The sequence below is a fragment of the Chromohalobacter sarecensis genome, assembly GCF_023061135.1.
GTDB classification, from domain to species: domain Bacteria; phylum Pseudomonadota; class Gammaproteobacteria; order Pseudomonadales; family Halomonadaceae; genus Chromohalobacter; species Chromohalobacter sarecensis.
This window is the reverse complement of the sequence record NZ_JAKGAN010000003.1, coordinates 144524-167976: the sequence shown is the minus strand read 5'-3', so window position 1 is coordinate 167976 and position 23453 is coordinate 144524. Positions and strand designations below refer to the sequence as shown.

At 60.7% G+C, this 23453-nt stretch carries 29 protein-coding genes; 15 read left to right on the top strand and 14 right to left on the bottom strand.

Going from position 1 to position 23453, the window contains the following annotated elements; all coding sequences use genetic code 11:
- Positions 1-76: 76 nt before the first annotated feature.
- The 3 genes from rpsI to zapE all read right to left on the bottom strand — a co-directional run bounded on the left by rpsI (position 77) and on the right by zapE (position 2242).
- Positions 77-466: a 30S ribosomal protein S9 gene (gene rpsI / locus L1071_RS06540; protein WP_133696846.1), complete on the bottom strand. Its 390-nt coding sequence runs from the start codon at positions 464-466 to the stop codon at positions 77-79.
- A gap of 13 nt (positions 467-479) precedes the next feature.
- Positions 480-908 carry a 50S ribosomal protein L13 gene (rplM, locus tag L1071_RS06535; RefSeq protein ID WP_011507504.1) on the bottom strand — a complete coding sequence of 143 codons (429 nt, stop codon included), beginning with the start codon at positions 906-908 and terminating at the stop codon, positions 480-482.
- A gap of 170 nt (positions 909-1078) precedes the next feature.
- Positions 1079-2242 carry a cell division protein ZapE gene (zapE, locus tag L1071_RS06530; RefSeq protein WP_246970173.1) on the bottom strand — a complete coding sequence of 388 codons (1164 nt, stop codon included), beginning with the start codon at positions 2240-2242 and terminating at the stop codon, positions 1079-1081.
- Between the two features lie 206 nt (positions 2243-2448).
- Here zapE and L1071_RS06525 point away from each other — a divergent pair, with 206 nt between their 5' ends.
- A complete protein-coding gene (locus L1071_RS06525; RefSeq protein WP_246970171.1) occupies positions 2449-2904 on the top strand; it encodes a Z-ring associated ZapG family protein in 456 nt (151 codons plus the stop codon).
- A gap of 116 nt (positions 2905-3020) precedes the next feature.
- On the opposite strand, the gene L1071_RS06520 is transcribed toward L1071_RS06525, so the two are convergent.
- Positions 3021-3779, bottom strand: a complete 759-nt coding sequence (locus tag L1071_RS06520; RefSeq protein ID WP_246970168.1) for a Nif3-like dinuclear metal center hexameric protein — start codon at positions 3777-3779, stop codon at positions 3021-3023.
- A gap of 102 nt (positions 3780-3881) precedes the next feature.
- On the opposite strand from L1071_RS06520, the gene L1071_RS06515 reads away from it, so the two are divergent.
- Positions 3882-5099 carry a Do family serine endopeptidase gene (locus tag L1071_RS06515; protein ID WP_246970165.1) on the top strand — a complete coding sequence of 406 codons (1218 nt, stop codon included), beginning with the start codon at positions 3882-3884 and terminating at the stop codon, positions 5097-5099.
- 73 nt (positions 5100-5172) lie between these two features.
- Here L1071_RS06515 and hisD read toward each other — a convergent pair whose 3' ends face one another.
- The 9 genes from hisD to L1071_RS06470 form a co-directional block, all read right to left on the bottom strand.
- Positions 5173-6504 carry a histidinol dehydrogenase gene (hisD, locus tag L1071_RS06510; protein WP_246970162.1) on the bottom strand — a complete coding sequence of 444 codons (1332 nt, stop codon included), beginning with the start codon at positions 6502-6504 and terminating at the stop codon, positions 5173-5175.
- Positions 6505-6521: 17 nt separating this feature from the next.
- Positions 6522-7175 carry an ATP phosphoribosyltransferase gene (hisG, locus tag L1071_RS06505; protein ID WP_178997151.1) on the bottom strand — a complete coding sequence of 218 codons (654 nt, stop codon included), beginning with the start codon at positions 7173-7175 and terminating at the stop codon, positions 6522-6524.
- Positions 7176-7242: 67 nt separating this feature from the next.
- On the bottom strand, positions 7243-8505 hold the full coding sequence (murA, locus tag L1071_RS06500) for a UDP-N-acetylglucosamine 1-carboxyvinyltransferase (RefSeq protein ID WP_246970159.1): 1263 nt from the start codon (positions 8503-8505) through the stop codon (positions 7243-7245).
- 12 nt (positions 8506-8517) lie between these two features.
- Entirely contained in the window at positions 8518-8772 is a 255-nt protein-coding gene (locus L1071_RS06495; protein WP_246970156.1) for a BolA family protein, read from the bottom strand.
- 150 nt (positions 8773-8922) lie between these two features.
- Entirely contained in the window at positions 8923-9276 is a 354-nt protein-coding gene (locus L1071_RS06490) for an STAS domain-containing protein (protein ID WP_246970153.1), read from the bottom strand.
- The gene (locus tag L1071_RS06485) at positions 9273-9938 is read right to left on the bottom strand and encodes an MlaC/ttg2D family ABC transporter substrate-binding protein (protein ID WP_246970150.1); all 666 of its coding nucleotides are present in this window, start codon (positions 9936-9938) and stop codon (positions 9273-9275) included. Before L1071_RS06485 ends, L1071_RS06490 begins: the two co-directional genes overlap by 4 nt.
- Positions 9939-9953: 15 nt before the next feature.
- Complete coding sequence (mlaD, locus tag L1071_RS06480; RefSeq protein WP_246970147.1) at positions 9954-10418, bottom strand: outer membrane lipid asymmetry maintenance protein MlaD; 465 nt, start codon at positions 10416-10418, stop codon at positions 9954-9956.
- Positions 10415-11197, bottom strand: a complete 783-nt coding sequence (gene mlaE / locus L1071_RS06475; RefSeq protein ID WP_246970144.1) for a lipid asymmetry maintenance ABC transporter permease subunit MlaE — start codon at positions 11195-11197, stop codon at positions 10415-10417. Before mlaE ends, mlaD begins: the two co-directional genes overlap by 4 nt.
- Entirely contained in the window at positions 11194-12045 is an 852-nt protein-coding gene (locus L1071_RS06470) for an ATP-binding cassette domain-containing protein (protein WP_281504462.1), read from the bottom strand. The genes mlaE and L1071_RS06470 overlap by 4 nt, the downstream gene beginning before the upstream one ends.
- Before the next feature lie 144 nt (positions 12046-12189).
- Here L1071_RS06470 and L1071_RS06465 point away from each other — a divergent pair, with 144 nt between their 5' ends.
- From L1071_RS06465 to mgtE, 12 genes are all read left to right on the top strand, one after another.
- Positions 12190-13170 (top strand): KpsF/GutQ family sugar-phosphate isomerase, encoded by a 981-nt coding sequence (locus L1071_RS06465; protein WP_246970140.1) that lies wholly within the window; start codon positions 12190-12192, stop codon positions 13168-13170.
- Between the two features lie 8 nt (positions 13171-13178).
- Positions 13179-13721 (top strand): KdsC family phosphatase, encoded by a 543-nt coding sequence (locus L1071_RS06460; protein WP_246970138.1) that lies wholly within the window; start codon positions 13179-13181, stop codon positions 13719-13721.
- 8 nt (positions 13722-13729) lie between these two features.
- A complete protein-coding gene (lptC, locus tag L1071_RS06455; protein ID WP_246970136.1) occupies positions 13730-14317 on the top strand; it encodes an LPS export ABC transporter periplasmic protein LptC in 588 nt (195 codons plus the stop codon).
- Entirely contained in the window at positions 14314-14838 is a 525-nt protein-coding gene (gene lptA, locus L1071_RS06450) for a lipopolysaccharide transport periplasmic protein LptA (RefSeq protein WP_246970135.1), read from the top strand. The genes lptC and lptA overlap by 4 nt, the downstream gene beginning before the upstream one ends.
- Before the next feature lie 48 nt (positions 14839-14886).
- The gene (gene lptB / locus L1071_RS06445) at positions 14887-15612 is read left to right on the top strand and encodes an LPS export ABC transporter ATP-binding protein (RefSeq protein WP_246970133.1); all 726 of its coding nucleotides are present in this window, start codon (positions 14887-14889) and stop codon (positions 15610-15612) included.
- Between the two features lie 124 nt (positions 15613-15736).
- Complete coding sequence (locus L1071_RS06440) at positions 15737-17170, top strand: RNA polymerase factor sigma-54 (protein WP_246970130.1); 1434 nt, start codon at positions 15737-15739, stop codon at positions 17168-17170.
- Between the two features lie 136 nt (positions 17171-17306).
- Positions 17307-17615, top strand: a complete 309-nt coding sequence (hpf, locus tag L1071_RS06435) for a ribosome hibernation-promoting factor, HPF/YfiA family (RefSeq protein ID WP_040241842.1) — start codon at positions 17307-17309, stop codon at positions 17613-17615.
- 6 nt (positions 17616-17621) lie between these two features.
- On the top strand, positions 17622-18098 hold the full coding sequence (gene ptsN / locus L1071_RS06430) for a PTS IIA-like nitrogen regulatory protein PtsN (RefSeq protein ID WP_246970128.1): 477 nt from the start codon (positions 17622-17624) through the stop codon (positions 18096-18098).
- Between the two features lie 41 nt (positions 18099-18139).
- Positions 18140-19036 carry an RNase adapter RapZ gene (gene rapZ / locus L1071_RS06425; protein WP_246970126.1) on the top strand — a complete coding sequence of 299 codons (897 nt, stop codon included), beginning with the start codon at positions 18140-18142 and terminating at the stop codon, positions 19034-19036.
- Positions 19023-19292 carry an HPr family phosphocarrier protein gene (locus L1071_RS06420; RefSeq protein WP_246970124.1) on the top strand — a complete coding sequence of 90 codons (270 nt, stop codon included), beginning with the start codon at positions 19023-19025 and terminating at the stop codon, positions 19290-19292. Before rapZ ends, L1071_RS06420 begins: the two co-directional genes overlap by 14 nt.
- A 39-nt stretch (positions 19293-19331) precedes the next feature.
- On the top strand, positions 19332-19874 hold the full coding sequence (locus L1071_RS06415; protein ID WP_246970122.1) for a BUD32 family EKC/KEOPS complex subunit: 543 nt from the start codon (positions 19332-19334) through the stop codon (positions 19872-19874).
- Between the two features lie 142 nt (positions 19875-20016).
- Positions 20017-21369: a magnesium transporter gene (gene mgtE / locus L1071_RS06410; RefSeq protein WP_246970120.1), complete on the top strand. Its 1353-nt coding sequence runs from the start codon at positions 20017-20019 to the stop codon at positions 21367-21369.
- A 73-nt stretch (positions 21370-21442) separates the two neighbouring features.
- Here the strand turns inward: mgtE and pmbA are convergent, their stop codons facing one another.
- Positions 21443-22783, bottom strand: a complete 1341-nt coding sequence (gene pmbA / locus L1071_RS06405) for a metalloprotease PmbA (RefSeq protein WP_246970118.1) — start codon at positions 22781-22783, stop codon at positions 21443-21445.
- Positions 22784-22892: 109 nt separating this feature from the next.
- Between pmbA and yjgA the strand changes: the two genes are divergently transcribed.
- Positions 22893-23411, top strand: a complete 519-nt coding sequence (yjgA, locus tag L1071_RS06400; protein ID WP_246970117.1) for a ribosome biogenesis factor YjgA — start codon at positions 22893-22895, stop codon at positions 23409-23411.
- Positions 23412-23453 lie beyond the last annotated feature (42 nt).

Sequence of the window (23453 nt, the reverse complement as noted above, 5' to 3'; positions counted from 1 at the left end):
GCGTCACGCAAAAAGGCCCGGACGACAGGTCCGGGCCTTTGCGTAGCACGCACCGAGGGGTGCGAAGCGTCGCGTCTTAACGCTTGGAGAACTGCGGACGCCGACGCGCCTTGCGCAGACCGATCTTCTTACGCTCAACCTGGCGGGCGTCACGCGTCACGTAGCCCGCATCACGCAGCGGACGACGGAAGTCTTCGTTATAGGCGAGCAAGGCACGTGTAATACCGTGACGAATCGCACCCGCCTGCGCAGAGCCGCCGCCACCGCTCACGGTGACATAGACATCGAACTGGCCAGTGGTTTCAGTCAACTCGAACGGCTGACGAACGACCATCTCACCGGTGACACGACCGAAATAGTCGTGCAACTCACGGTTGTTGACGGCGATCTTGCCGGTGCCCGGCTTCAGAAACACCCGAGCCGTGGAAGTCTTGCGGCGCCCGGTACCGTAATACTGCTGTGTCATGGCGAAGAATCCCTTAGAGGTTCAGTTCAAGCGGCTGCTGCGCGGCATGCGGATGCTCGGCACCAGCATACACCTTGAGCTTGGAGTACATGGCGCGGCCCAAAGGCCCCTTCGGCAGCATGCCCTTGACCGCACTTTCGATGACGCGCTCGGGCGCATGATCGATCAATTTCTCGAAGGACATGGAGCGCAGACCGCCCGGATACCCGGTATGACGGTAATAATTCTTGGCTTGCGCCTTGTTGCCGGTCACGCGCACTTTTTCGGCGTTGACGACGACGATGTAATCGCCGGTATCGACGTGCGGGGTATATTCCGGCTTGTGCTTGCCGCGCAAGCGGCGAGCGATTTCGGTGGCCAGGCGGCCGAGCGTCTTGTCAGTCGCATCGACGACATACCAGTCGCGAGTGACGGACTGTGGCTTAGCACTGAACGTCTTCATGGGTGAATCACCAATTGCTTGTGTGGACGTCACGCGTGTAAGGGCGTGATCAGCCAATCCCTATTTTTCTTGGTTGCCACGTCTCGCAAGACGGACAACGTTAGAGCGAGCGCGCATTGTACATCACGTTCCCACGGCCATAAAGCCCAATTTCGCGCTTCACGGCACCATCACGGCTTGTGTGGCAATGCCAGGTATTCCTTGGACTGCATTTCCTGCAAGCGCGACAGCGTCCGCTCGAACTCGAACTCCAACTGACCGTGAGTGTAAAGCGACTCAATGGCAACCTCGGCGGAAAGCAGCAGCTTGACGCCGCGATCGTAGAACTCATCGACCAGATTGATGAATCGCCGCGCCAGGTCTTCCGTCGCCCCGCTCATCTGAGGCACGTTGGAGACGAGAACGGTATGAAACTCGCGGGACAACTCGATGTAGTCGTTCTGGCTTCGCGGGCCATCGCATAGCGTCTTGAACTCGAACCATACCACATCTTCATACAGCCGCCGGGGTTGCAGGACACGGTGATTGACATCGATCTCGGCATCTTTTTCGCCGTCAGCCCCCGCAATCGCGCTAAAGCTCTTTTCCAATGCGCTGTCGGCGGCTTCGCCCCACGGATGGTAAAAGATTTTCACCTGCTCCAGCGCCCGCAAGCGGTAATCGACCCCCGAGTCGACATTGACCACTTCGCAGTGGCGCTTGAGCAAGTCGATAGCCGGAATGAAACGTGCGCGTTGCAGGCCATCCTTGTAGAGATCGTCGGGTACGATGTTGGAGGTCGTGACCAATACCACCCCCTGCGCAAACAACGCCTCGAGCAGATTGGCAAGAATCATCGCATCGGTGATGTCCTTGACGAAAAACTCATCGAGGCAGATGACCCTGGCTTCGGCGGCGAACTTGGCCGCAATCAGCGTCAGTGGATTTTTCTCCCCTTTGTAATGCGTCAGCTCATTGTGCACACGTTGCATGAAGCGGTGAAAATGCGTGCGTATCTTGTCGGCGAACGGCAACGTCTCGTAGAACGTATCCACCAAGTACGTTTTGCCGCGTCCTACGCCTCCCCAGAAATACAGCCCCAGAACCGCCGGAGGCGCCTCGAAGGGAGAAGGTGCGGACTTCTTGCCGAAAAGCTTGGCGACCTTGGACTTGAGGCCATCGTCACTTACCGATGGCGCGCTCGACGATTGACGCGGCGCGTTTACCAACTCGTCATAGAGCCGCTGCAAATGCTTGACGGCCTCTTCCTGATCGGGATCGTACTGAAAATCGTCGCGCTGCAAGTCCTGGCGGTATTTTTCCAGGGGCGTACGTGCGTCCACGGACGGCGGCATGGGGGCACTCATGGGGGCGAAACACACCTCGGCTAAATAATGAAAGCTATCATTATACGCGTCATCACGACGCTTGCATGGACACGCACGGCATGATGCCGCACTTTTAGGTTTGACCCGCTGCGCCAGGACACCGATATAATGGCTGTGCTTGGTATGCCATCGCATCGCACACTGCGTGCCCCGTGACGATCAAGGAGAGCATTGTGAACGAGAGCAACATCGACTGGATCCTGGCCATCGCGTGCTTTCTGGCAGGCATCGGCATTGGTGCCCTCGGCTACCATCTGCTGAACGCCAACGTGGCCCGCAATCAGAAAGTTCGCCAACGACTGGCCGAGACGGAGCTGGAACTCAGTCAAGTGAAGGATGCACTGAACGACCACTTCACCAAGGCTTCTGAGCTGGTCACCAGCATTCAGCGTCAGAGCCATGAGCTTGAGCAGCAATTATCTCAAGGTGCCGACCGTCTCGTCGACGACCTGCAGCTCAAGCGTCGCTTGCATCCGCGCCAAGAGGGTGAGACGCAAGAAGAAGACACCGACCCACCCCAGATGCCACGCGATTACGCTGAGGGCGCTCAGGGCACACTCTCCGAAAACTATGGCCTCGAGCCACGCAACCAGCGCGCCACCGAGACAGAGACACCGCAGCGCTACTAACCTCAGACGCTGCCGGGCATCCATGCATGCCGGATGCCTCTCATGATCGACTGATCGACACAACGCAATGCGCCGGGCGCGCTTCCACGCTCGGCGCTTTCTCGTTCAGGACGCGCTCAAGCGGGGTTATCGATATCCACGAAACGATGCGTGATGTCGAAACGTGACGCCAGCCAATCCCCCAGCACCCTGACGCCATCACGCTCGGTGGCGTGATGACCGGCCGCCACATAGGTCACGCCCATCTCACGCGCCATATGCGTGGTGCGCTCGGAAATTTCTCCCGAGATGAATGCATCGACACCCGCTTCGGCCGCCAGCGGCAGCATATCCTGAGCGCCACCCGTGCACCACGCGACACGCTCGATTGGCCGAGCGTGGCCTGCGATGACCAAGGGCTGACGCCCCAATCGACGTTCGACATGCGCCGCGAACGCGGCATGGTCCATCGACGACGACATTTCCCCATGCCACAAAAGCCCCCGCCCGAGCTCGCCATCCAGACAGCCTGACGGTGCAAGATCGAGCCGCTTGGCAAGCTGCATGTTATTGCCCAACGTCGCATGCGCATCCAGCGGCAGGTGATACGCCAACAAATTGATATCATGCGTCATCAACGTCGCCAGGCGGCGGCGCTTCATCCCCGTGACCGCTACCGGTTCGTTCTTCCAGAAATAGCCATGATGGACGAGCACCAGATCCGCCTTCCAGGCCACGGCTTCGTCAAGTAATGCCTGATTGGCGGTGACGCCAGTCATCACGCGCACCACCGTCTCTCGCCCTTCCACTTGCAGGCCATTGAGGGTGTAGTCCTTGAAGTCGCCGGATTGCAATTCAGACTCAATCGCGGCGATCAATTCTTGTCGAGCACTCATGGGCGACTCCAGACAGCTTAGGGATGCAATGTTACACTCGGCGCCATTGTAACGGCTGCCCCACAGGGCAGCGACTGCCCGCTCGCCGACAAGGAACCGTACATGCGTCGCTCACTGATGTCGCTCGTCTGGCCCATCATCAGTGGCATCCTGCTCGCTATCGTGCTGCTCAATGCTTTCCCCCAACTGCTGGGCGAGCGCACCACCGACGATGCCGCCACGCCCGTGCCCGATACCAGCGCCGTGCGCGCCATCGCCGAACGTACCGATACCGCCGAACGCGCGCCGGAAGTCATCGAGGCCGCGCCCCTGGACAGATCCCAAGGTCCCGCGAGCTATGCCAGTGCCGTGAACAAGGCGGCTCCCGCCGTCGTCAACATCTACTCATCACGCATGGTCGAGCGCAGCGAACACCCACTGATGTCCGACCCGTTTTTCCAACAATTTTTCGGCAAGGACATGCCGCAACGCCAGCGCATGCTCTCTAGCCTGGGCTCGGGCGTCATCGTCAGCACCGAAGGGTACGTGCTCACCAACAACCATGTCATAAACGATGCCGATGAGATCCAGGTCGCCCTGCGCGACGGCCGCGAGACACTTGCCAAGGTCGTGGGCACCGATCCCGAGAGCGACCTGGCGGTGCTCAAGATTCCCAGTGATGACCTTCCCGTCATCCAGCTCAGTGACTCCGAACAAGTCGCCATCGGCGATGTCAGCCTCGCCATCGGCAACCCCTTTGGGGTCGGACAAACCGTTACCATGGGCATCATCAGTGCCACGGGGCGCAACCATCTCGGCTTGAACGCTTACGAAGACTTCATCCAGACCGATGCCGCCATCAACCCCGGCAACTCCGGCGGAGCACTGGTTAATGCCGAGGGCGCACTGGTGGGGATCAATACCGCGATCTTTTCGCGTTCGGGGGGCTCGCAAGGCATCGGCTTCGCCATCCCCGCCAACCTGGCGCACCAGGTGCTCGATCAGATCGTCGCCCATGGCCGCGTCATCCGCGGCTGGCTGGGCATCGATGTTCAGGCGATGACACCCGATCTGGCCTCGTCATTCGGCCTCAAGACCCTGACCGGCGTGGTCATCGCCAGCGTCGTGCCCGACGGCCCAGGCGACAAGGCTGACCTGCAACCGGGTGACGTGCTCATGTCCATCGATGGCGAGCCGATCGTCGATGCCCGCGAAGCCATGGCCGATATCGCCGAGATATCTCCCGGCACACAGCTTCCCATTACCATCGTGCGTGATGGAGAGAAACGTGAGATTACACTGACGGCCGGTGAACGCCCCGAAGCCTCAGAGGTGCAGTAACCCAAAGCAGCATGCCCCCACCGGCGCACCGGTGAGGGCATGAGAAGACTGACTACAGGGTGCTCAATCGTCGTCAGGTATCGCCGAGACGATTCTCCGCGAGACGGTTCTCCGCTGAACGCGCATGCGCCGTCAGCGACTCGCCTCGCGCCAACACCGAGGCGGTACGCCCCAAGGTGGCCGCGCCTTCCGGCGAGCAATGGATCAGCGACGAGCGTTTCTGGAAATCGTAAACGCCCAGTGGCGAGGAGAAACGCGCGGTGCCCGAGGTCGGCAACACATGATTGGGCCCGGCACAGTAATCGCCCAGCGCTTCCGCCGTATAGCGCCCCATGAAGATAGCCCCGGCGTGACGCACGCCTTCCGCCATCTCCTCAGGGTCAGCGACCGATAGCTCCAAGTGCTCGGGCGCAATGCGGTTGATGATCGTCAGCGCCTCGTCGCGATCGCGGCACTCGATCAAGGCCCCGCGTGACGCCAGCGACTCGCGGATGATCGCCTCGCGCTCCATGGTAGGCAGCAAACGTTCGATAGCAGCCTGGACCGCATCGAGGTGAGCTGGATCCCAGCCTACGAGAATCGCCTGAGCATCCTCGTCGTGTTCGGCCTGCGAGAACAGATCCATGGCCAGCCACTCAGGATCCGTCTCACCATCGGTCACGACCAGAATTTCGGAAGGTCCGGCGATCATGTCGATCCCCACCTGACCGAACACCGCACGCTTGGCCGTGGCCACATAGATATTGCCCGGCCCGACGACCTTGTCCACACGTGGAATACTCTGGGTACCATATGCCAGCGCCGCCACAGCCTGGGCGCCTCCCACGGTGAACACATAATCGACACCGGCCAGATGCGCAGCCGCCAGCACGAGATCATTGAGCACCCCGTCGGGCGTGGGCACCACCATGACGATTTCGCGCACCCCGGCAACATGCGCAGGAATGGCATTCATCAACACCGAGGACGGATAAGCGGCCTTGCCGCCCGGCACATAAATACCCGCGCGATCGAGCGGCGTGACCTTCTGACCCAGCACGCTGCCATCGGCCTCGGTGTACTGCCAGGACTCAGGCTTCTGACGCTGATGATAGAGGCGAATGCGCTCGGCGGCATGTGCCAGTGCCTCACGCTGTGCTTCCGGCAAGCTCTCATAAGCTTCGCGCAACCGCGCCGCCCCCAGCGTCAATTCACTCATGTCACGCGCCTGCATACGATCCAGGCGATTGGTGTACTCGACCACCGCGGCGTCGCCCTGCGAACGCACGGCATCGATGATCTCCTCGACGCGTTCGGCCACCTGCTTGTCGGAGACGCCTTCCCACGCCAGCAACGCTGACAGGCGTGTATCGAAATCGTCTTGTGTGGTGCTTAGACGCGCCACCTTCACGGCATTGTCAGTCATCTCGCCCTCTCGTGTTCTTACGCCTGCGTCTCACCGCGCCGCGACTCGACCGCGCGCCCCAGGCGCTCGATCAGCGGCTTGAGGCGGTCATGTTTCATAGTCATCGAAGCCTTGTTGACCACTAGCCGCGAGCTGACCTCGTCGATCAACTCGCGCGGCTCCATGCCATTAGCGCGCAAGGTATTACCGGTATCGACGATATCGACGATCTCGTCGGCCAGATTCATCAGCGGCGCCAACTCCATGGCACCGTAGAGCTTGATAACCTCGGCCTGAATGCCCTGTCGGGCATAGTAACGGCGCGCCACATTGACGAACTTGGTGGCCACCCGCCGCCGCGCATGGGTCGGCTGCGCCCCCACCACGCCGGCCGTCATCAACTTGCAGCGCGATATCTCCAGATCCAGAGGCTCATACAGCCCTTCGGCCCCGTGCTCGAGCAAGGTATCCTTGCCCGCCACGCCGACATCGGCGGCACCCAGTTGCACATACGTCGGCACATCGACAGCGCGGATCACGACCAATTTGACATCGGGAAGATTGGTATCGAACAGCAACTTGCGGCTCTTGCCGAAGTCTTCCGCCGGCTCGATGCCCGCATCGGCCAACAGCGGGAGCGTTTCTTCCAATATGCGCCCTTTGGACAGGGCCAGAATCAGTTGCTTTGACATGATGTTGACACATCTATTGAACTTGGCGCTCCGCCATCGTGGCGGAGCGGGAGAATGAAGCCACCGATCAACCGGGCACGCGACGAATCTTGGCACCGAGCAATTGCAGCTTCTCCTCGATACATTCGTAGCCGCGGTCAATATGATAGATGCGGTCGACCTGGGTTTCGCCTTCCGCCATCATGGCCGCGATGACCAGGCTCGCCGACGCCCGCAAGTCGGTGGCCATCACCGGCGCGCCGGAGAGATGCTCGACGCCCGTGATCATCGCCGCGTTACCCTCCAGTGCGATCCGCGCGCCCATGCGGTTGAGTTCCTGCACATGCATGAAGCGATTCTCGAAGATCGTCTCGACGACGGTCCCCGAGCCTTCGGCGACACAGTTGAGCGCGACGAACTGCGCCTGCATGTCGGTGGGAAACGCGGGATAAGGCGCGGTGCGCAAATTGACAGCGCGTGGACGCCGCCCACGCATGTCGAGCTCCAGCCAGCCATCGCCCACTTCGACGCGCGCTCCGGCTTCATCGAGCTTGGCGAGCACGGCCTCCAGCGTATCGGCGCGGGTGTTACGTACCCGGACGCGACCACTGGTCACTGCAGCCGCCACCAGGAAGGTACCGGTTTCGATGCGGTCCGGCATGACATCGTAATGGCATCCATGTAGGCGCGACACGCCCTCGATCACGATGGTATCCGTGCCGTGGCCACGAATCCGAGCGCCCATGGCGATCAGGCATTCGGCGAGATCCACCACTTCCGGCTCACGCGCAGCGTTCTCGAGCACCGTCGTCCCCTCGGCCAAGGTAGCGGCCATCAACAGGTTCTCGGTGCCGGTCACGGTCACGGTGTCGAAGAAGATCGTGGCGCCCTTGAGGCGCCCAGCACAGCGCGCCTTCACATAGCCGCCATCGACATCGATCTCGGCACCCATGGCCTCGAGCCCACGCAAATGCAGATCGACGGGACGCGAGCCGATCGCGCAGCCGCCCGGCAAGGACACATCCGCCGTGCCGAAGTGGGCCAGCAAGGGACCGAGCACGAGAATCGACGCACGCATCTTTTTGACCAGCTCGTAGGGCGCATGGCAATGCGTCACTTGAGAGCCATCGAGCTGGATACTCATCTTGTCGCCCATCACGGGCTCGACGCCCATGCGTCCCAGTAGCTCCAGCGTGGTGGTGATATCCTGCAAATGCGGCAGATTGCCGATGGTCACCGGCTCATCAGCCAATAGAGTCGCCGCCAGAATCGGCAAAGCGGAATTCTTGGCTCCGCTCGCCCACACTTCCCCGTCGAGCGGCCCATTACCGGTAATGATCAATTTGTCCATGAAATTCCGTACTTAGACGCCCGCATTTTCAGGGGCTGTCTCCCACTGAGACGGGGTGTAGGTCTTGATACTGATGGCATGCAGGGCGCCACTGGCGATTTCATCTGACAGCGCTGAATAAATCAGCTGCTGACGCTTGACCGGCAATAGCCCCTCAAAAACGTCACCGACGGCGACCACCTGGAAATTGCAGCCTTCACCTTGAATATGAAACTGGCAATCGTCGATACGCGATTCGAGTAAGGCCTTGACGTCGCTGGGTTGCATAAGGCGTTGGCTCCTGTTCTACGGCACGGCGCGCGTGACACGCACGAGTGCGGTAATTGAGTCGGGGTTTCGAACAGGCATGATAAAGAAAACGGACGCCGTTGGCGACGCCCGCTTGCAAGCAGAACCCACGAGACGATACCCGCGCTATCATGGCATTTGTGCAGCCACTCGCGTCTCGTCAATGGGCAGCAAAGGGTCCAATCCCGCCATGGCTGTCAACCGCGCCAAGGGATGCGAAAGAGCCACGTGCACGATATGCACGTCGTGCGACTGCGCGCACCGCAGCCACTCGAGCAGGACACTGAGCACTGCGCTGCTGGCACAGCTCACGCCGGTCAGATCGAACTCGACCTCGGCATCGCGCGGCAAGCGTTGCAACCACTCCCGACCCTTGGCCGCCAGCGAGGCGGCGCTATCGAAGTCCGCCTCGCCGTCGACTTTCAGAATACGCTCGTCGCGCACTTCGAGCCGGGCGTCGTCACGCTCGAGCAAGACATTCATTGGTCGTCGTCACCGCCTTCTTCGAGCTCATCGGTGGCGACGTCCGGCGCCCAGCCATCGATGACCGCATCGTAATCGCGATTGTTGTCGCGCATGGCCTGATCGAACTGGTTGCGGAACGTCAGCCCCAGGTTGATGCCATTGACGATGACATTGATCACGCGCCACTCACCGTCACGCTGATGCAACGTGTACACCACGGGATAGACATCGCCATTGGTGGACACTACTTCCATATCGACGCTGGCCTGGTCGTCATAGCGACCATCGCTATTATCTTCGAGCACCCGAATATCCTGGTAATCGAACGTCACCAGCCCTTTGGCATACGTCTCGATCAGCGTCTTGCGGAATGTATCGACGAAGCGCGAACGTTGCTCCGGCGAAGCATTGCTGAAATAGCGCCCCATCACGCTGGCACCGATATAGCGAAAATCAGCCACATCATCGAGGCTGTCGTCGACCAGTGACTCAAGCTCGCCTTCATGCTCGACGTAATAGTCCTTGCGCCCGTCCAACTCCTGCATCAACGCTTCCACGTTGTCTTCGATCAGCTGCTGGGGCGCTTGCTGGGCCTGCGCCGTCAATGCCACACACCACAGAACCGACAGCAGTAGTGCGCAAAGACTGAAGCGCCGGGGAGTGAATTGCCTTGATGTCATGGGAACCTCCTTGGCTCAATCGTTTGTCATGTTCGACACGAACTGCTGAATCAACTGCTCCAGCACCAGCGCCTGCTGTGTATCGCGGATGGTGTCGCCCTCTTCGAGCATCTCGGGGTCGCCGCCCACGCTCAGACCGACATATTGCTCACCCAACAACCCCGAGGTGAGAATCGACGCCGTACTGTCCCGCGAGATCTTGCCCTCGAGATCCTCGTCAAGCTCCATGGTCACGCGGGCATCGAGCCATTCGGTGTCGAGTTCGACGTCGCTGATGCGCCCCACGGTTACGCCCGCCATGGCAACCCTAGAGCCCGACTTGAGTCCGCCTATGTTGGCGAAATTGGCTTCCAGCGTGAATGTGTCCTGCGGTACCCCAAGACTGATACCACTGACCCGCAAGCCAAGAAACACCATGCCCAGAATCCCGGCCAGGACGAACAACCCCACGCCGAACTCCATCATCTTGCTGCGTTTCATCCAAGTTCTCCAAACATCAGCGCGGTCAGCACGAAATCCAATCCGAGCACCGCCAGGGAGGAATAGACCACCGTGCGGGTCGTCGCCCGCGAGATGCCTTCCGACGTCGGGATCAGGTCATACCCCTGAAACACCGCAATCCATGTAACCACGAGACCGAACACCACGCTCTTGAGCATGCCGTTGAGAATATCGTCGACGAACGCGACGCTGCTTTGCATATTGCTCCAGTACGAACCGTCGAACACGCCCAGCCACTGCACGCCGACCAGATAACCACCCCAGATACCCACCACGCTGAAACCCACGGTCAACAACGGCATCGAGATAAACCCTGCCCAGAGGCGTGGCGCCACGATGCGCCGCAGCGGGTCGATCCCAATCATTTCCATGCTGGTCAGTTGCTCGGTCGCTTTCATGAGCCCGATTTCGGCCGTCAGTGCCGAACCGGCACGACCCGCGAACAGCAACGCCGCCACCACCGGCGCAAGCTCACGCAGCAGCGACAACGCCACCATCTGCCCCAGCGCATCCTCCGCGCCGAAACCGACCAGAATGGTGTAGCCCTGCAGGCCCAGCACCATACCGATGAATAGCCCCGACACCAGCACGATCGCCAACGACATGACGCCGATGAAATGCATCTGACGCAGCCAAAGATGCCACCCTTCGCGAGAAGGAACGCCCACCGCTGACTGCGCCAGGAACATCGCCGCCCGGCCCAAGGCACTCAGCGCCTCCAGCGTGCCCCGCCCAAGCGAGGCAATATAGCGGATCATGTACGCTCCCCCTTGGTGGACAGGATGTCGCGATAAAACTCCGGCGCCGGGTAATGAAACGGCACCGGGCCGTCGGGCTCCCCGTGCACGAACTGCTTGACGCGTGCGTCGCGATTGACGTCCAACGTTTGCGGCGTGCCATGGGCCATGACCTGGCCGTCGGCGATGATATACACGTAATCGGCGATGGACAGCGTCTCTTTGATATCGTGCGAGACGATGACCGCCGTCAGCCCCAGGGCTTGATTGACCGTCTTGATCAGCTGTACCAGCACGCCCATTGAAATCGGGTCCTGGCCGACGAAAGGCTCGTCGTAGAGCACCAATTCAGGATCGAGTGCCACCGCACGCGCCAGCGCCACGCGCCTAGCCATACCGCCGGACAGCTCCGCCGGCGACAAGTTGCGCGCCCCACGAAGGCCCACCGCCTGAAGCTTCATCAGCACGATATCGCGCACCATGGCTTCCGGCAGGTCGGTGTGCACGCGCAATGGAAAGGCCACGTTCTCGAAAACGCTCAGATCCGAAAACAGTGCGCCGCTCTGGAACAGCATGCCCATACGCCGTCGCAAGCGAAATAATGCACGACGCGGCAGGCGATGCACGTCCTGTCCATCGATGCATATACGCCCGGCATCCGGCACCAACTGGCCGCCGATCAACTTGAGCAGCGTCGTCTTGCCCGTGCCACTGGGTCCCATGACCGCAGTAATCTTGCCTTTGGGAATACGCAGATCGACGCCACGAAAGATGTCATTCTCGCCCAGCGAGAAATGTAACCCCTCGACGTCGACCAGGGTCGTGTCAGTCACGTAACGCTCATCCACGTCTCGATAATTATCGAACATCGTATCCTAACTCTAGCGATCACCGCCAGCCTCGCCTTGCAACACTCTCGTCGAGTGCGTTTAATGAGCGCCCCGATTTGCTCGTCACTCAGCAAGAGTCAGCGATGCTTGAGCCCAAGGCCGCGAAGGGCAACAATCACTACCATGAACACTGTTACCGATTACGATTACCGAGCTAGCGCGCGACGCACGCTGACACTCGAATCACACGCCATCGTCGCCTTGATCGAGCGCCTCGACGAGGCCTTCGATCATGCTTGCCGACTACTGCTAGCCTGCGAGGGACGTGTCGTCGTCACCGGCATGGGCAAGTCCGGGCATATCGCCCGCAAGATCGCAGCGACGCTGGCCAGCACCGGCACGCCGGCTTTCTTCGTCCATCCCGGCGAAGCCAGCCACGGCGACATGGGCATGATCACATCTCGTGACGTCGTGCTGGCTCTCTCCAACTCGGGCGAGACGGCCGAGGTCACGGCGCTATTGCCGCTTCTCAAACGTATGGGGGCTCCTCTGGTCAGCATGACCGGGCGACCCGGCTCGACCCTGTCGCGTCACGCCGAAGCCCATCTAGATACCGCCGTAGCCCGCGAGGCTTGTCCGCTCGACCTGGCGCCGACCACCTCGACGACCGCCGCGCTGGCCATGGGCGACGCCCTGGCGGTGGCCCTGCTCGAGGCACGCGGCTTCACTGCCGAGGACTTCGCCTTGTCGCACCCTGGCGGCAGCCTGGGACGCCGCCTGCTGCTCAAGGTCGAAGATCTCATGCATCATGGCGAGCGCCTGCCATGTGTCACGCTGGGCAGCCCACTACGCGACGCCCTGCTGGAAATCACTCGCCAAGGTCTGGGCTTTACGTGCGTGATCGATGATGCCGGTTATCTCGCCGGCATTTATACTGATGGCGACTTGCGACGTACGCTCGACCGACACGACGACCTACGCCGTCTGCGCGTCGATGACGTCATGACCCACGGCGGCAAGACGATTCGGCCGGAACTACTCGCCGCCGAGGCCGTCAAGATCATGGAAGACAACCGCATCACGGCACTCGCCGTGGTCGACGACGACGGACGACCGGTCGGCGCGCTGCACATGCACGACCTATTGGTCAGCGGCGTCATTTGAGGAGCCTCATGACATATCCCGACGACTGGCGCGACAAGGCACGCCGCGTCCGCCTCCTGGCATTGGACGTGGACGGCGTGCTCACCGACGGCACGCTGCACTTTCAAAGCGATGGTCAGGAAACCAAGAGCTTCAACATCCTCGACGGCCTCGGCATCAAACTGCTGCAGCAAAACGGCATCGCTGTAGCATTGATCACCGGGCGTGAGTCGCCCATGGTCAGCCGGCGTGCCGAAGCGCTTGGCATCGTTCACGTCGCACAAGGCCGCGAGGATAAACTCGTGGCACTCAACGCCCTATGTACACAACTCGACCTGCCGCTGGAGGCAGTCGCCTATTGTGGCGACGACTTGCCGGATCTGGCCGCGATTCGCGCCGCAGGGCTCGGCCTGAGTGTGAACAATGCGCCGGATTACATCCGCGAGCACGCCGACTGGATTCCCGCACGCTCGGGTGGCCAAGGCGCAGTGCGTGAGATCTGCGATGCCCTGCTGAACTGTCAGGGACGCTGGGATGCCTGCCTCGCGCCCTATCTCCAGGATCAAGGATGAAGCGCGTCATGCCGACTTTTCTGTCTTCTCGCAAATGGGCACGCCTGGGGCTACTGCTGCTGCTCATCGCCCTCGGCATCGGCTTGGCCATCGTCGAACAACGCGACTCTTCTTCCCCGGGCCCGGTCCCCAGCGATGACGCGGGCGAGCCCGATTATTACCTCGAAGGCGTCACCATGACGCGCTTCAACGCGCAAGGCATTGCCCATCAAACGCTTGAATCGCCGCGTCTCGTGCATACTCCCGTCGACGATGTCATTCGCGCCGACTCACCGCAGGCCAAGGTACGTGACGAGGCAGGACGCAAGTGGGACATTTCCGGCGACAAGGGAAGCCTGGGGCCGCAACGCGATCTGCTCACCCTGACCGGCAACGCCCAGCTCGTACAGCCCGAGCAGGGCTGGCGCCTCGACACCGACGTACTGTACTACCAGTCCAGCGATGGCCACGCCTGGAGTGACACCGAGGCTGTGTTGCGGCAGCATGAGCAACGCGTGCGCGGCAATCGTTTCGATGCCTGGATCGACACCGATCAAGCGCGTCTGAGCGGTGATGTGCGAGGCCACCATCCACAGCTTGCCGAGGACGAATCATGATGACACGACCATTGACGACGGCACTGGCATGCGCCGCGCTGGGACTCGCCAGCCACACGGCGCTAGCGCTGGAAAGCGATGCCAGCCAGCCTATCGAGATCGCCGCCGACCAGTTGGATCTCGACGACAACGCCGGCACGGCGGTCTACACCGGCGATGTCGATATGCAACAAGGCAGCATGCAACTGACGGCCGCCCGCGTGGAAATCGAACGCAACGCGCAGGGTGAAGTCTCCACGGTCACTGCCCATGGAGGCGGAGGCGAACGCGCCTACCTCGAACAGAAACCAGCGCCGGACGAACCGATAGCCAAAGGCTGGGGCGACACGGTGATCTACCATGCCGCCGAACGTCGCGTGGAACTCATCGATAATGCCGAGTTGCACCAGGCACGGGATACGTTCAACGGCGCCTACGTCGAATACTTCCTCGACCGCCGCCAAGTGCAGGCTCGTTCCGACGATGATGGCGACGGCGACCAGCGCGTTCGCATGACGCTGACGCCCCGTGATAGCGAGTAGTGACGTGTCTCGTGATCACTCATCCCTGTTAGCTAGGACACGACGCCCATGAAGACCCTGAGTGCCGCCAACCTCGCCAAGAGCTACAAGGGCCGCCGCGTGGTGCATGACATCAGCCTGACCATCCGTCAGGGCAGCATCGTCGGCCTGCTCGGCCCCAACGGCGCCGGCAAGACCACCTCGTTCTACATGATCGTCGGGCTGGTGGGCGCCGATGCGGGCAGCGTGCACATCGACGAGCGCAACCTGTCCCAGGCGGCCATGCACGAACGCGCCCGCGCCGGCATCGGCTATCTTCCTCAGGAAGCGTCGATCTTTCGCAAGCTCTCGGTCGCCGACAACATCATGGCGATTCTCGAGACGCGCCGCGATCTCGACAAGGCCACACGCAAGGCACAACTCGAGCGCCTCCTGGAGGAATTTCATGTCACCCATATCCGTGACAACCCCGGCATGAGTCTGTCCGGGGGCGAACGTCGTCGTGTCGAAATCGCCCGCGCCCTGGCCACCGAGCCCGCTTTTATCCTGCTCGATGAGCCTTTCGCCGGGGTCGACCCGATCTCCGTCGGCGAGATCAAGGGCATCATCCGCCAATTGCGCGACCGCGACATCGGCGTCTTGATTACCGACCACAATGTGCGTGAAACCCTGGATATCTGTGACAACGCCTATATCGTCGGTGACGGCCAGATCATCGCCGAAGGGCATGCCGAGGCCATTCTCGCCAACCAGAAAGTACGTGACGTCTATCTCGGCCATGAGTTCCGGCTTTAGGCGCAAACTACTGGAACCGCCGCATGCTTATATAAATGGCATGATTGTTGCTTCCATTCTTGCAAGTCGCGTCATCGCGAGATAACGTACGGGCACCGTTTCAGGAAGCGATGACCGACTTTCCATGTCCATGAAACCTACCTTGCAGCTTCGCGTCGGCACACAGCTGACGATGACGCCCCAGTTGCAGCAAGCCATTCAGCTCTTGCAGCTTTCAACGCTGGATTTGCGCCAGGAGATCCAGCAAGCGCTGGACTCCAATCCCATGCTGGAACTCGAGGAAGACTTCGAGGAGCGTGAGGTCAGCGAGGCGCCGCAGGACGACGATTGGACGAGTGACATCCCCGAGAACCTGTCGCTGGATAGCGAATGGAGCGACACCTATCAAGATGCAGGGCCTTCACTGACGGGCGGCGGCAGTGGCAGCGAGGAAGGCCCCGATATAGAGCGCAATACCGCGCATACAAGCCTTCACGACCATCTGACCTGGCAACTCGCCATGGCAGACATGACCCCCCGCGAACATGACATTGCCGAAAGCCTGATCGATGCCGTAGGTGCCGACGGTTACCTCACCCTGCCTCTCGACGAGCTCGTCGACGGTTTGCGCGGCCAAGGGCTTTCCGGACTCAAGGTGGGGGATGTCGAACACGTCATGATGCGTGTGCAGCAATTCGATCCCACCGGGGTCGGCGCCCGCGATCTACGCGAGTGCCTATTGCTGCAGCTCGGCGCCCTCCCCGACGACATGCCGTTACTGACTCAAGCCAAACGCCTGGTACGCCAGTTCCTCGAAGCGCTCGCCGGCAACGACCGCAAGTTGCTCAAGCGCCGCCTGCGCCTCGACGAGGAAGAACTCGATCACGTCATTGCCCTCATTCGGTCGCTCGATCCGCGCCCCGGTCTGGCCTTCGAGGACAGCAGCAACGATTATGTCATCCCCGATCTCATCGCACGGCGCGTTCGACAGGATTGGCGCATCGAACTCAATCCCGAGGCCCTGCCCCGCGTGCGCATCCAACCGGATTACGCCGCGCTCATCAAGCGTGCTGACAAAAGCGATGACAACACCTTCCTCAAGCAGCACCTGCAAGAGGCCAAATGGCTGCTCAAGAGCCTTTCGAGCCGTAACGACACCTTGCTGCGCGTGGGCCAGGAGATCATGACACGCCAGCTCGACTTTCTCGAACACGGCGAGGAAGCCATGAAGCCGCTGATCCTAGCCGATATCGCCGGCGCGGTGGAGATGCACGAATCGACCATTTCCCGCGTGACCACACAGAAATTCATCCATACCCCACGCGGCGTCTTCGAGCTCAAGTATTTCTTCTCCAGCCACGTCGGCGGGCAAGGCGAAACCAATGCCCATTCCAGTACGGCGATTCGCGCCCGCTTGAAGAAACTGATCGGCGACGAGTCGCCACGCAAACCTCTATCCGACAGCAAGCTCGTCGACCTGCTGGCTCAGGACGGTATCCAGGTCGCACGACGCACCGTTGCCAAGTACCGCGAAGCGATGGGATTCCCTTCCTCCAGCGAGCGTAAGCGACTCGCCTGAACGTGGGCGGTTTGCACGTATCATCCACGCTGCGTAGACTCGCCGCGGCCTTCGTTATCCAGCGTTTGTCTAGGGCTATGCAGCGCTCTAAAAAGGGTTACAATCGAAGTGCCAACCGATGGAATAGGAGCGTGCCATGCAAGCCAATATCACCGGTCATCACATCGAATTGACCGATGCTCTACGCGACTACGTCAATGAAAAGCTCGCGCGTCTGGAACGCCACTATGACAACATCACCACCGTCCAGGTCACGTTATCCATCGAGAAGGAACGTCATCTGGCTGCATGCACGCTCCATGCCGCAGGCGCAGACCTGCACGCCGATACGCAAAGCGACGACATGTACGCCGCTATCGACGCCCTAACCGACAAGCTCGACCGTCAGCTCGTCAAACACAAGGAAAAGGTGCAGGCACGCGCTCAGGGCGCCGGTGCCCGTTAATTCGCCATGATATTGGAAAGCATCCTACCCCCCGAGCGCGCGCTCTTCGGCGTTGCCGGGGGGAGCAAAAAGCGCGTGCTGGAATTTTTCAGCACCTTCATCGCCCAGAACACACCGAGCCTCGATAGCCAGGAAGTCTTCGGACGTCTCATCGGCCGCGAGCGGCTAGGCAGCACCGGTATCGGCAATGGTGTCGCCATACCGCATGCACGCAATCCGCACTGCAAGGAGCCGATTGCCGGCTTTCTACGCCTGCAGGACCCCATCGACTTCGATGCCATCGACGGCGACCCCGTCGATCTGATCTTCGTCCTACTAGTGCCAGAAGAAGCCGACGATGCCCACCTGTCATTGCTTGCTCAGGTTGCCGCTATCATGAACGATAGCGCCACCCGCACCAAGCTGCGCCAGGCACAGACTCAGCGGCAGCTCTACGATACCCTGATCGAGACCATCCGCCAGCACGATACCAGCGCAAACTGACACCCGCGTAAACCGATACTCACGCAACACAAGGGGCGCCCATGCAGCTCGTGATCATCAGCGGCCGTTCCGGCTCCGGCAAATCGATTGCCCTGCAGGCACTCGAGGATCTCGGCTACTACGCGATCGACAATCTGCCGGCCAGTCTCATGGCGCCCCTGATCGATGAGCTGCGTGAAGGCCCGCCTTCACGCACGCATATCGCGGTCAGTATCGACGCGCGCAATCTTCCCGACGCCTTGCGACGCTTTCCGGTGCTGCTCGAAGAGATCCGCGCCCGAGGCATTCAGTGCCAGGTCGTCTATTTGACTGCCGACTCGCGCATATTGCTGGAACGCTACTCGGCGACACGCCGTCGTCATCCGTTGACGCGAACCAGCGAAATGACACTCGCCGAGGCCATCGAGCAGGAACAGACCTACCTTTCGTCGATTCGCGATATCGCCGATTTGGTCATCGACACCTCCAACCTGTCGGTGCATGAATTGCGTGGCCGTATCGCCGAGCAGGTGGCACGCCACAGTGGTCGCCACCTGACCTTGACGTTCGAGTCGTTCGGCTACAAACGTGGCGTCCCGCTGGATGCCGACATGGTGTTCGATGCCCGCTGCCTGCCCAACCCTTACTGGGACCCCCAGCTGCGTGGTTTCGACGGTCGCGATTCACAGATCGTCGCGTTTCTCGAAGCTTACCCCGATGTGCACGCCATGGCCGACGATATACGTCAATGGCTGGAACGCTGGCTACCCGCCTATCTCGCCAGCAATCGTAGCTACCTGACCGTGGCGATCGGCTGCACTGGTGGCCAGCACCGTTCGGTATACCTGATCGAAGGGCTAGCTCGGCATTTTGCGACACAGATGAGTGGCGTACGCCTGCGCCATCGCGAACTAGGCGTACAAGCGTCATTGCCGGAGACTGGCGATGCCGCGTCGTAGGCTGCAACTCATCAACCAGCGCGGTCTCCATGCACGCGCCGCGACCAAGCTCGTGCAATGCTGCCAGCCCTACGCAGCACGCGTCTGTGTCTTCCATGGCCAGCGTGAAGCGGATGCCACCAATATTATGTCGCTGCTCATGTTGGCGGCACCCTGCGGCACCGAACTCGACATTCAAGCCGAAGGCGACGACGCCGATGAGGTACTCGAGGCCCTCACCGCCTTGTTCGAGTCACGCTTCGAGGAAGATGCTTGATACTTCTCGAATATTTATAAACTAGACCATGACACCAGCATGCAACTCATCCAGCACAGTAAATATTCGACAGTTTATTACGATCCGCAAAACGATACTTTTATAAAAACGTTCCACCCCAAGCCCGTCGACCACTTACGCTATTCACTCGGCGTACGCCCCCATCCTGGCCATAACTTTGCCATGATCGCGGCCAAGCTTAAGTCGCTGGGTATTGCTACCCCAGAAATTGTCACTGCGAAGAAGCGTTATCTGGTCACCACCAATGTCCACGGCGTTGCGCTCAAGGAGCTCATCCTCGACTCCCCTTTATTACAAGAGCGCTATCTCGATATCCTGGTGAGTTACTACCATAACGACATTCATTGTCGGGGCTTGCATACCGATAACTTCCTTGTCAAAAATAACGAGATTTACGCTATTGATCTTGATGCCTACAAAGCGCCAAGGTTTTTCAAGTATTCAAAGCGTGAATTTCTGGATTGCCTGCAACGCTCTCTGAAAGGCAACGAAACGTTCCTATTCGATAGGCTGCTAAAAAGACTAGCGCTCGATACAGACTATCGGCCCTTACCCGACTAAAGCGCGTCTCACCATTAGAGAACGGTGTTCGCGGCCTTGGCAAGCAGTGCTAGAATAGCGCTTCGCCCTAAGCTCTGCCTGAAAACCGACGAGCGCAGGCATTTTTCAGACACAGCGTAGAATCGACAAAGGATGCCGATTCATGAGCCTCGACCACAAGCAACTGCAACCTCGCCTGGACCGCCTCAGCGAGGCCTTGGAAAGCGGTGCGCTGGATCAGGCGCGCCGCATGCTCAATCGTGGCCTGGCCCCGGTTGACGTCGCTCATCTCCTCGAGTCGACGCCGCCGCGTGAGCGCAATGTGCTTTGGGAGCTGGTCGAGCCCGACTTGCAGGGCGAGGTGCTGCAATACCTGGGCGACGATATTCAAAGCGAGTTCCTGAGCCGCATGGACGCCGAGCAGCTCGTGTCGGCGACCGAGGGGCTCGACGTCGACGACCTCGCCGACTTGCTGCAACGCTTGCCCAACACGGTCATCCACGAAGTCCTGCAAGCCATGGAGACGCAGGAACGCCAGCGGATCGAGACCGTACTGTCTTATCCCGAGGACACCGCGGGCGGCTTGATGAACACCGACACCATCACCATTCGTCCGGATATTACCCTGGACGTGGTGCTGCGTTATCTACGTCGACACGAGAAGCTGCCCGACTCCACCGATACACTGCTCGTCGTCACCCGCCGCGACGAACTGATCGGCACGCTACCGCTCAATTTGCTGCTGGTGTCCGACCCGTCGATCCTGGTGCGCGAGGTCATGAACACCGATTTTGCCTCGGTGCAGGCCACGGCTTCGGACACCGATGTCGCCAGCTTATTCGAGAAATTCGATCTAATTTCAGCGCCGGTAGTGAGCACCGACGGCGCGCTACTGGGCCGTATCACCATCGACGACGTGGTCGACGTCATCCGCGAGGATGCCGAGCACCAGGTCATGAGCATGGCCGGTCTCGACGAGGACGAGGATACTTTCGCCCCCGCTTGGCGCACCGGGCGTCGGCGCGCCGTGTGGCTGGGCATCAACCTGATCGCGGCGACCATCGTGTCGTTCGCCATCGGCATCTTCGAATCGACCATTCAGCAGATCACCGCACTGGCCGTGTTGATGCCCATCGTCTCCAGCATGGGCGGGATAGCCGGGTCACAGACGCTAACCGTGCTGATTCGCGGGATCGCCCTGGGACACGTCGGCGGCGCCAACGTACAGTGGCTGTTGGTCCGCGAAATGCTCTCGGGGATGATGAACGGGGTGCTCTGGGCAGTGATCGTGGCACTGGTCGCCATCGTGCGCTTCGACGACTATAAGCTCGGTGGCATCATCGCCTTGGCGATGGTCATCAACCTGACCGTCGCCGCGCTGGCCGGCACCCTGATTCCTGTGTTACTCAAGCGCCTGAAGATCGATCCAGCGCTCTCGGGGGGCGTGCTATTGACGACGATCACCGATGTGGTCGGCTTCGTCGCGTTCCTGGGACTCGCCGCAGCCTTTTATTGAGGCGCGGCGAGCGCCGCGCCATCGCATGAGCCGCTTGACGACGCGGCATCGAAGTTCCGCGTCGCCGAGCGTTCTACTCGCCCGCCACCATCATGTCGCCGATCAACCAGCTCCCGGTATGCACGCTACCGCGCGTATCGATATCGCTGCCCACGCCTTGGAGGTTGGCGAACATATCGCGCAAGTTGCCGGCAATGGTGAATTCCTCGACGGGATGCTGAATCTTGCCATCCTCGACCCAGAAGCCCGACGCACCACGCGAATAATCGCCGGTCACGCCATTGACGCCCTGCCCCATCAACTCGGTAACGAGTACGCCGCGCCCCATCTGCGCGAGCAATTCATCCCGCGAGACCAGAGGCGCATCGATACGCAGATTGCGCGCGCCGCCGGCATTGCCGGTCGTGGTCATTCCTAGACGCCGCGCGCTATACGTCGACAGCATGTAACTCGCCAAACGCCCATGATCGAGGAAAACGTTATCGCGCGTGGCGACGCCATCGTTATCGAAGGCCGTGCTCGCCATGGCGCCATATTCGCGCGGCCGTTCGCGCAGCGTGAACCATTCGGGGAAGATCGTTTCACCCAGCTGATCGCAGAGGAAGGATGCCTCACGGTACAAAGCGCCCCCGGCAATGGCGCCCATAAAGCTACCCACCAGCCCACTGGCAAGCTCGGGCGCAAAGAGCACCGGCATCCGCCCTGTCGCGGGGGAGGTTGCCCCCAACCGGGCCAAGGTCTTCTCGGCGGCACGCCGCCCTACCACCTCGGGCGATGCCAAGTCCGCCGGATTGCGCACCGAGGTATAGTCGTAATCGCGCTGCATGTCCGCTCCCTCACCGGCGATCAACATGCACGACAGCGAGTGGCGGCTTCCGCGCTGGCTCCCCAGAAACCCATGGCTGTTGCCGTAGACGCGCACGCCTTCACCACTGGAGAGGCTCGCCCCCTCGGAATTGGCGATACCCTCGACCCCACGACCGGCTGACTCGCAAGCGAGCGCCAGCTCGATAGCGTCGTCGGTGCTCAACGGCCAGGGATAATGGACACCGAGATCCGGCAATTCCGTGGCCATCAGCGCCGCGTCGGCCAAGCCCGAGGCCGGGTCTTCCGCGGTATAGCGCGCAATATCCAACGCTTTCTCGACCACCGCATGCAGGGACTCATCGCTGGCGTCGGAGGTCGATACGCTGCCCTTGCGCTGCCCGACATAGACGGTTACCGCGATCCCCTGGTCGCGCGATAGCTCGACGTTTTCTACGTCGCCCAGGCGTACACCGACCTCGATTCCCTGGTCCACGCTGGCACCCACTTCACACGCATCGGCGCCCAATCGCTTGGCCAATTCCAAGGCCTGCGCGACGCGTGCCTCCAAGCGTGCTTGCTGCTCTACGGCATCGAAGGCCTGGCTCATGGTCTACTCCTGTACTCATAAGGCCCGAGACACTGCTCAAGGGCTCGGTAGGATTGTCGAGGAAGCCTGATATACTGCACGGTCATCCCCGAAGCATGATGGTAATGCAATGTCGATCGACCTCCCCGACCCGCACGATGAAGAGGCGGGACGCCCCAGCAAGACCCAGCGCAAGAACGAAATGAAAGCCCTCCAAGCGATGGGTGAGCGCATCATCGCCATGAGCGATGCCCAGCGCGCACGCCTACCGCTTTCCGACGACATGCTCTTCGCGGTCGAGGAAACCTCGCGTATCCGCTCCCACGAAGGACGGCGTCGCCACATGCAGTACGTGGGCAAGGTCATGCGCCGCGAAGACCTTGCGGCCATCCAGGCCACGTTCGACGCCATCGAGCAGGAAAACTTACAACGCGATAACGCCTTTCATCGTCTCGAGCACTGGCGCGACCGGCTCATCGAGGACGACAATGCCGACGCGCTGGAGGCTTTCATCGCCGAATACCCCGAGGTCGACCGCCAGACGCTGCGGCAACTCACCCGCAACGCCAGAAGCGAGCGTCAGCGCGAAAAACCGCCGACGAGTGCTCGCAAACTGTTCAAACTGATCCGTGATACCGCCGGAATGTAAGATCGGCACTCCGTGCCTCCAAGAAGGAAGACCGGCGCTTCG

Excerpts from the sequence above, each read along its gene's own strand:
- L1071_RS06420 (WP_246970124.1), top strand. The coding sequence starts at position 19,023 with ATGCCGCGTCGTAGGCTGCAACTCATCAACCAGCGCGGTCTCCATGCA.
- L1071_RS06520 (WP_246970168.1), bottom strand. The coding sequence starts at position 3,779 with ATGAGTGCTCGACAAGAATTGATCGCCGCGATTGAGTCTGAATTGCAA.
- rplM (WP_011507504.1), bottom strand. The coding sequence starts at position 908 with ATGAAGACGTTCAGTGCTAAGCCACAGTCCGTCACTCGCGACTGGTAT.
- L1071_RS06485 (WP_246970150.1), bottom strand. The coding sequence starts at position 9,938 with ATGACATCAAGGCAATTCACTCCCCGGCGCTTCAGTCTTTGCGCACTA.
- L1071_RS06415 (WP_246970122.1), top strand. The coding sequence starts at position 19,332 with ATGCAACTCATCCAGCACAGTAAATATTCGACAGTTTATTACGATCCG.
- L1071_RS06490 (WP_246970153.1), bottom strand. The coding sequence starts at position 9,276 with ATGAATGTCTTGCTCGAGCGTGACGACGCCCGGCTCGAAGTGCGCGAC.
- lptC (WP_246970136.1), top strand. The coding sequence starts at position 13,730 with ATGCCGACTTTTCTGTCTTCTCGCAAATGGGCACGCCTGGGGCTACTG.
- pmbA (WP_246970118.1), bottom strand. The coding sequence starts at position 22,783 with ATGAGCCAGGCCTTCGATGCCGTAGAGCAGCAAGCACGCTTGGAGGCA.
- zapE (WP_246970173.1), bottom strand. The coding sequence starts at position 2,242 with ATGCCGCCGTCCGTGGACGCACGTACGCCCCTGGAAAAATACCGCCAG.
- L1071_RS06440 (WP_246970130.1), top strand. The coding sequence starts at position 15,737 with ATGTCCATGAAACCTACCTTGCAGCTTCGCGTCGGCACACAGCTGACG.
- yjgA (WP_246970117.1), top strand. The coding sequence starts at position 22,893 with ATGTCGATCGACCTCCCCGACCCGCACGATGAAGAGGCGGGACGCCCC.
- ptsN (WP_246970128.1), top strand. The coding sequence starts at position 17,622 with ATGATATTGGAAAGCATCCTACCCCCCGAGCGCGCGCTCTTCGGCGTT.
- lptA (WP_246970135.1), top strand. The coding sequence starts at position 14,314 with ATGATGACACGACCATTGACGACGGCACTGGCATGCGCCGCGCTGGGA.
- L1071_RS06470 (WP_281504462.1), bottom strand. The coding sequence starts at position 12,045 with ATGTTCGATAATTATCGAGACGTGGATGAGCGTTACGTGACTGACACG.
- L1071_RS06465 (WP_246970140.1), top strand. The coding sequence starts at position 12,190 with ATGAACACTGTTACCGATTACGATTACCGAGCTAGCGCGCGACGCACG.
- mgtE (WP_246970120.1), top strand. The coding sequence starts at position 20,017 with ATGAGCCTCGACCACAAGCAACTGCAACCTCGCCTGGACCGCCTCAGC.
- rpsI (WP_133696846.1), bottom strand. The coding sequence starts at position 466 with ATGACACAGCAGTATTACGGTACCGGGCGCCGCAAGACTTCCACGGCT.
- L1071_RS06495 (WP_246970156.1), bottom strand. The coding sequence starts at position 8,772 with ATGCAACCCAGCGACGTCAAGGCCTTACTCGAATCGCGTATCGACGAT.
- mlaE (WP_246970144.1), bottom strand. The coding sequence starts at position 11,197 with ATGATCCGCTATATTGCCTCGCTTGGGCGGGGCACGCTGGAGGCGCTG.
- lptB (WP_246970133.1), top strand. The coding sequence starts at position 14,887 with ATGAAGACCCTGAGTGCCGCCAACCTCGCCAAGAGCTACAAGGGCCGC.
- mlaD (WP_246970147.1), bottom strand. The coding sequence starts at position 10,418 with ATGAAACGCAGCAAGATGATGGAGTTCGGCGTGGGGTTGTTCGTCCTG.
- hisD (WP_246970162.1), bottom strand. The coding sequence starts at position 6,504 with ATGACTGACAATGCCGTGAAGGTGGCGCGTCTAAGCACCACACAAGAC.
- L1071_RS06460 (WP_246970138.1), top strand. The coding sequence starts at position 13,179 with ATGACATATCCCGACGACTGGCGCGACAAGGCACGCCGCGTCCGCCTC.
- L1071_RS06515 (WP_246970165.1), top strand. The coding sequence starts at position 3,882 with ATGCGTCGCTCACTGATGTCGCTCGTCTGGCCCATCATCAGTGGCATC.
- hisG (WP_178997151.1), bottom strand. The coding sequence starts at position 7,175 with ATGTCAAAGCAACTGATTCTGGCCCTGTCCAAAGGGCGCATATTGGAA.
- rapZ (WP_246970126.1), top strand. The coding sequence starts at position 18,140 with ATGCAGCTCGTGATCATCAGCGGCCGTTCCGGCTCCGGCAAATCGATT.
- murA (WP_246970159.1), bottom strand. The coding sequence starts at position 8,505 with ATGGACAAATTGATCATTACCGGTAATGGGCCGCTCGACGGGGAAGTG.
- hpf (WP_040241842.1), top strand. The coding sequence starts at position 17,307 with ATGCAAGCCAATATCACCGGTCATCACATCGAATTGACCGATGCTCTA.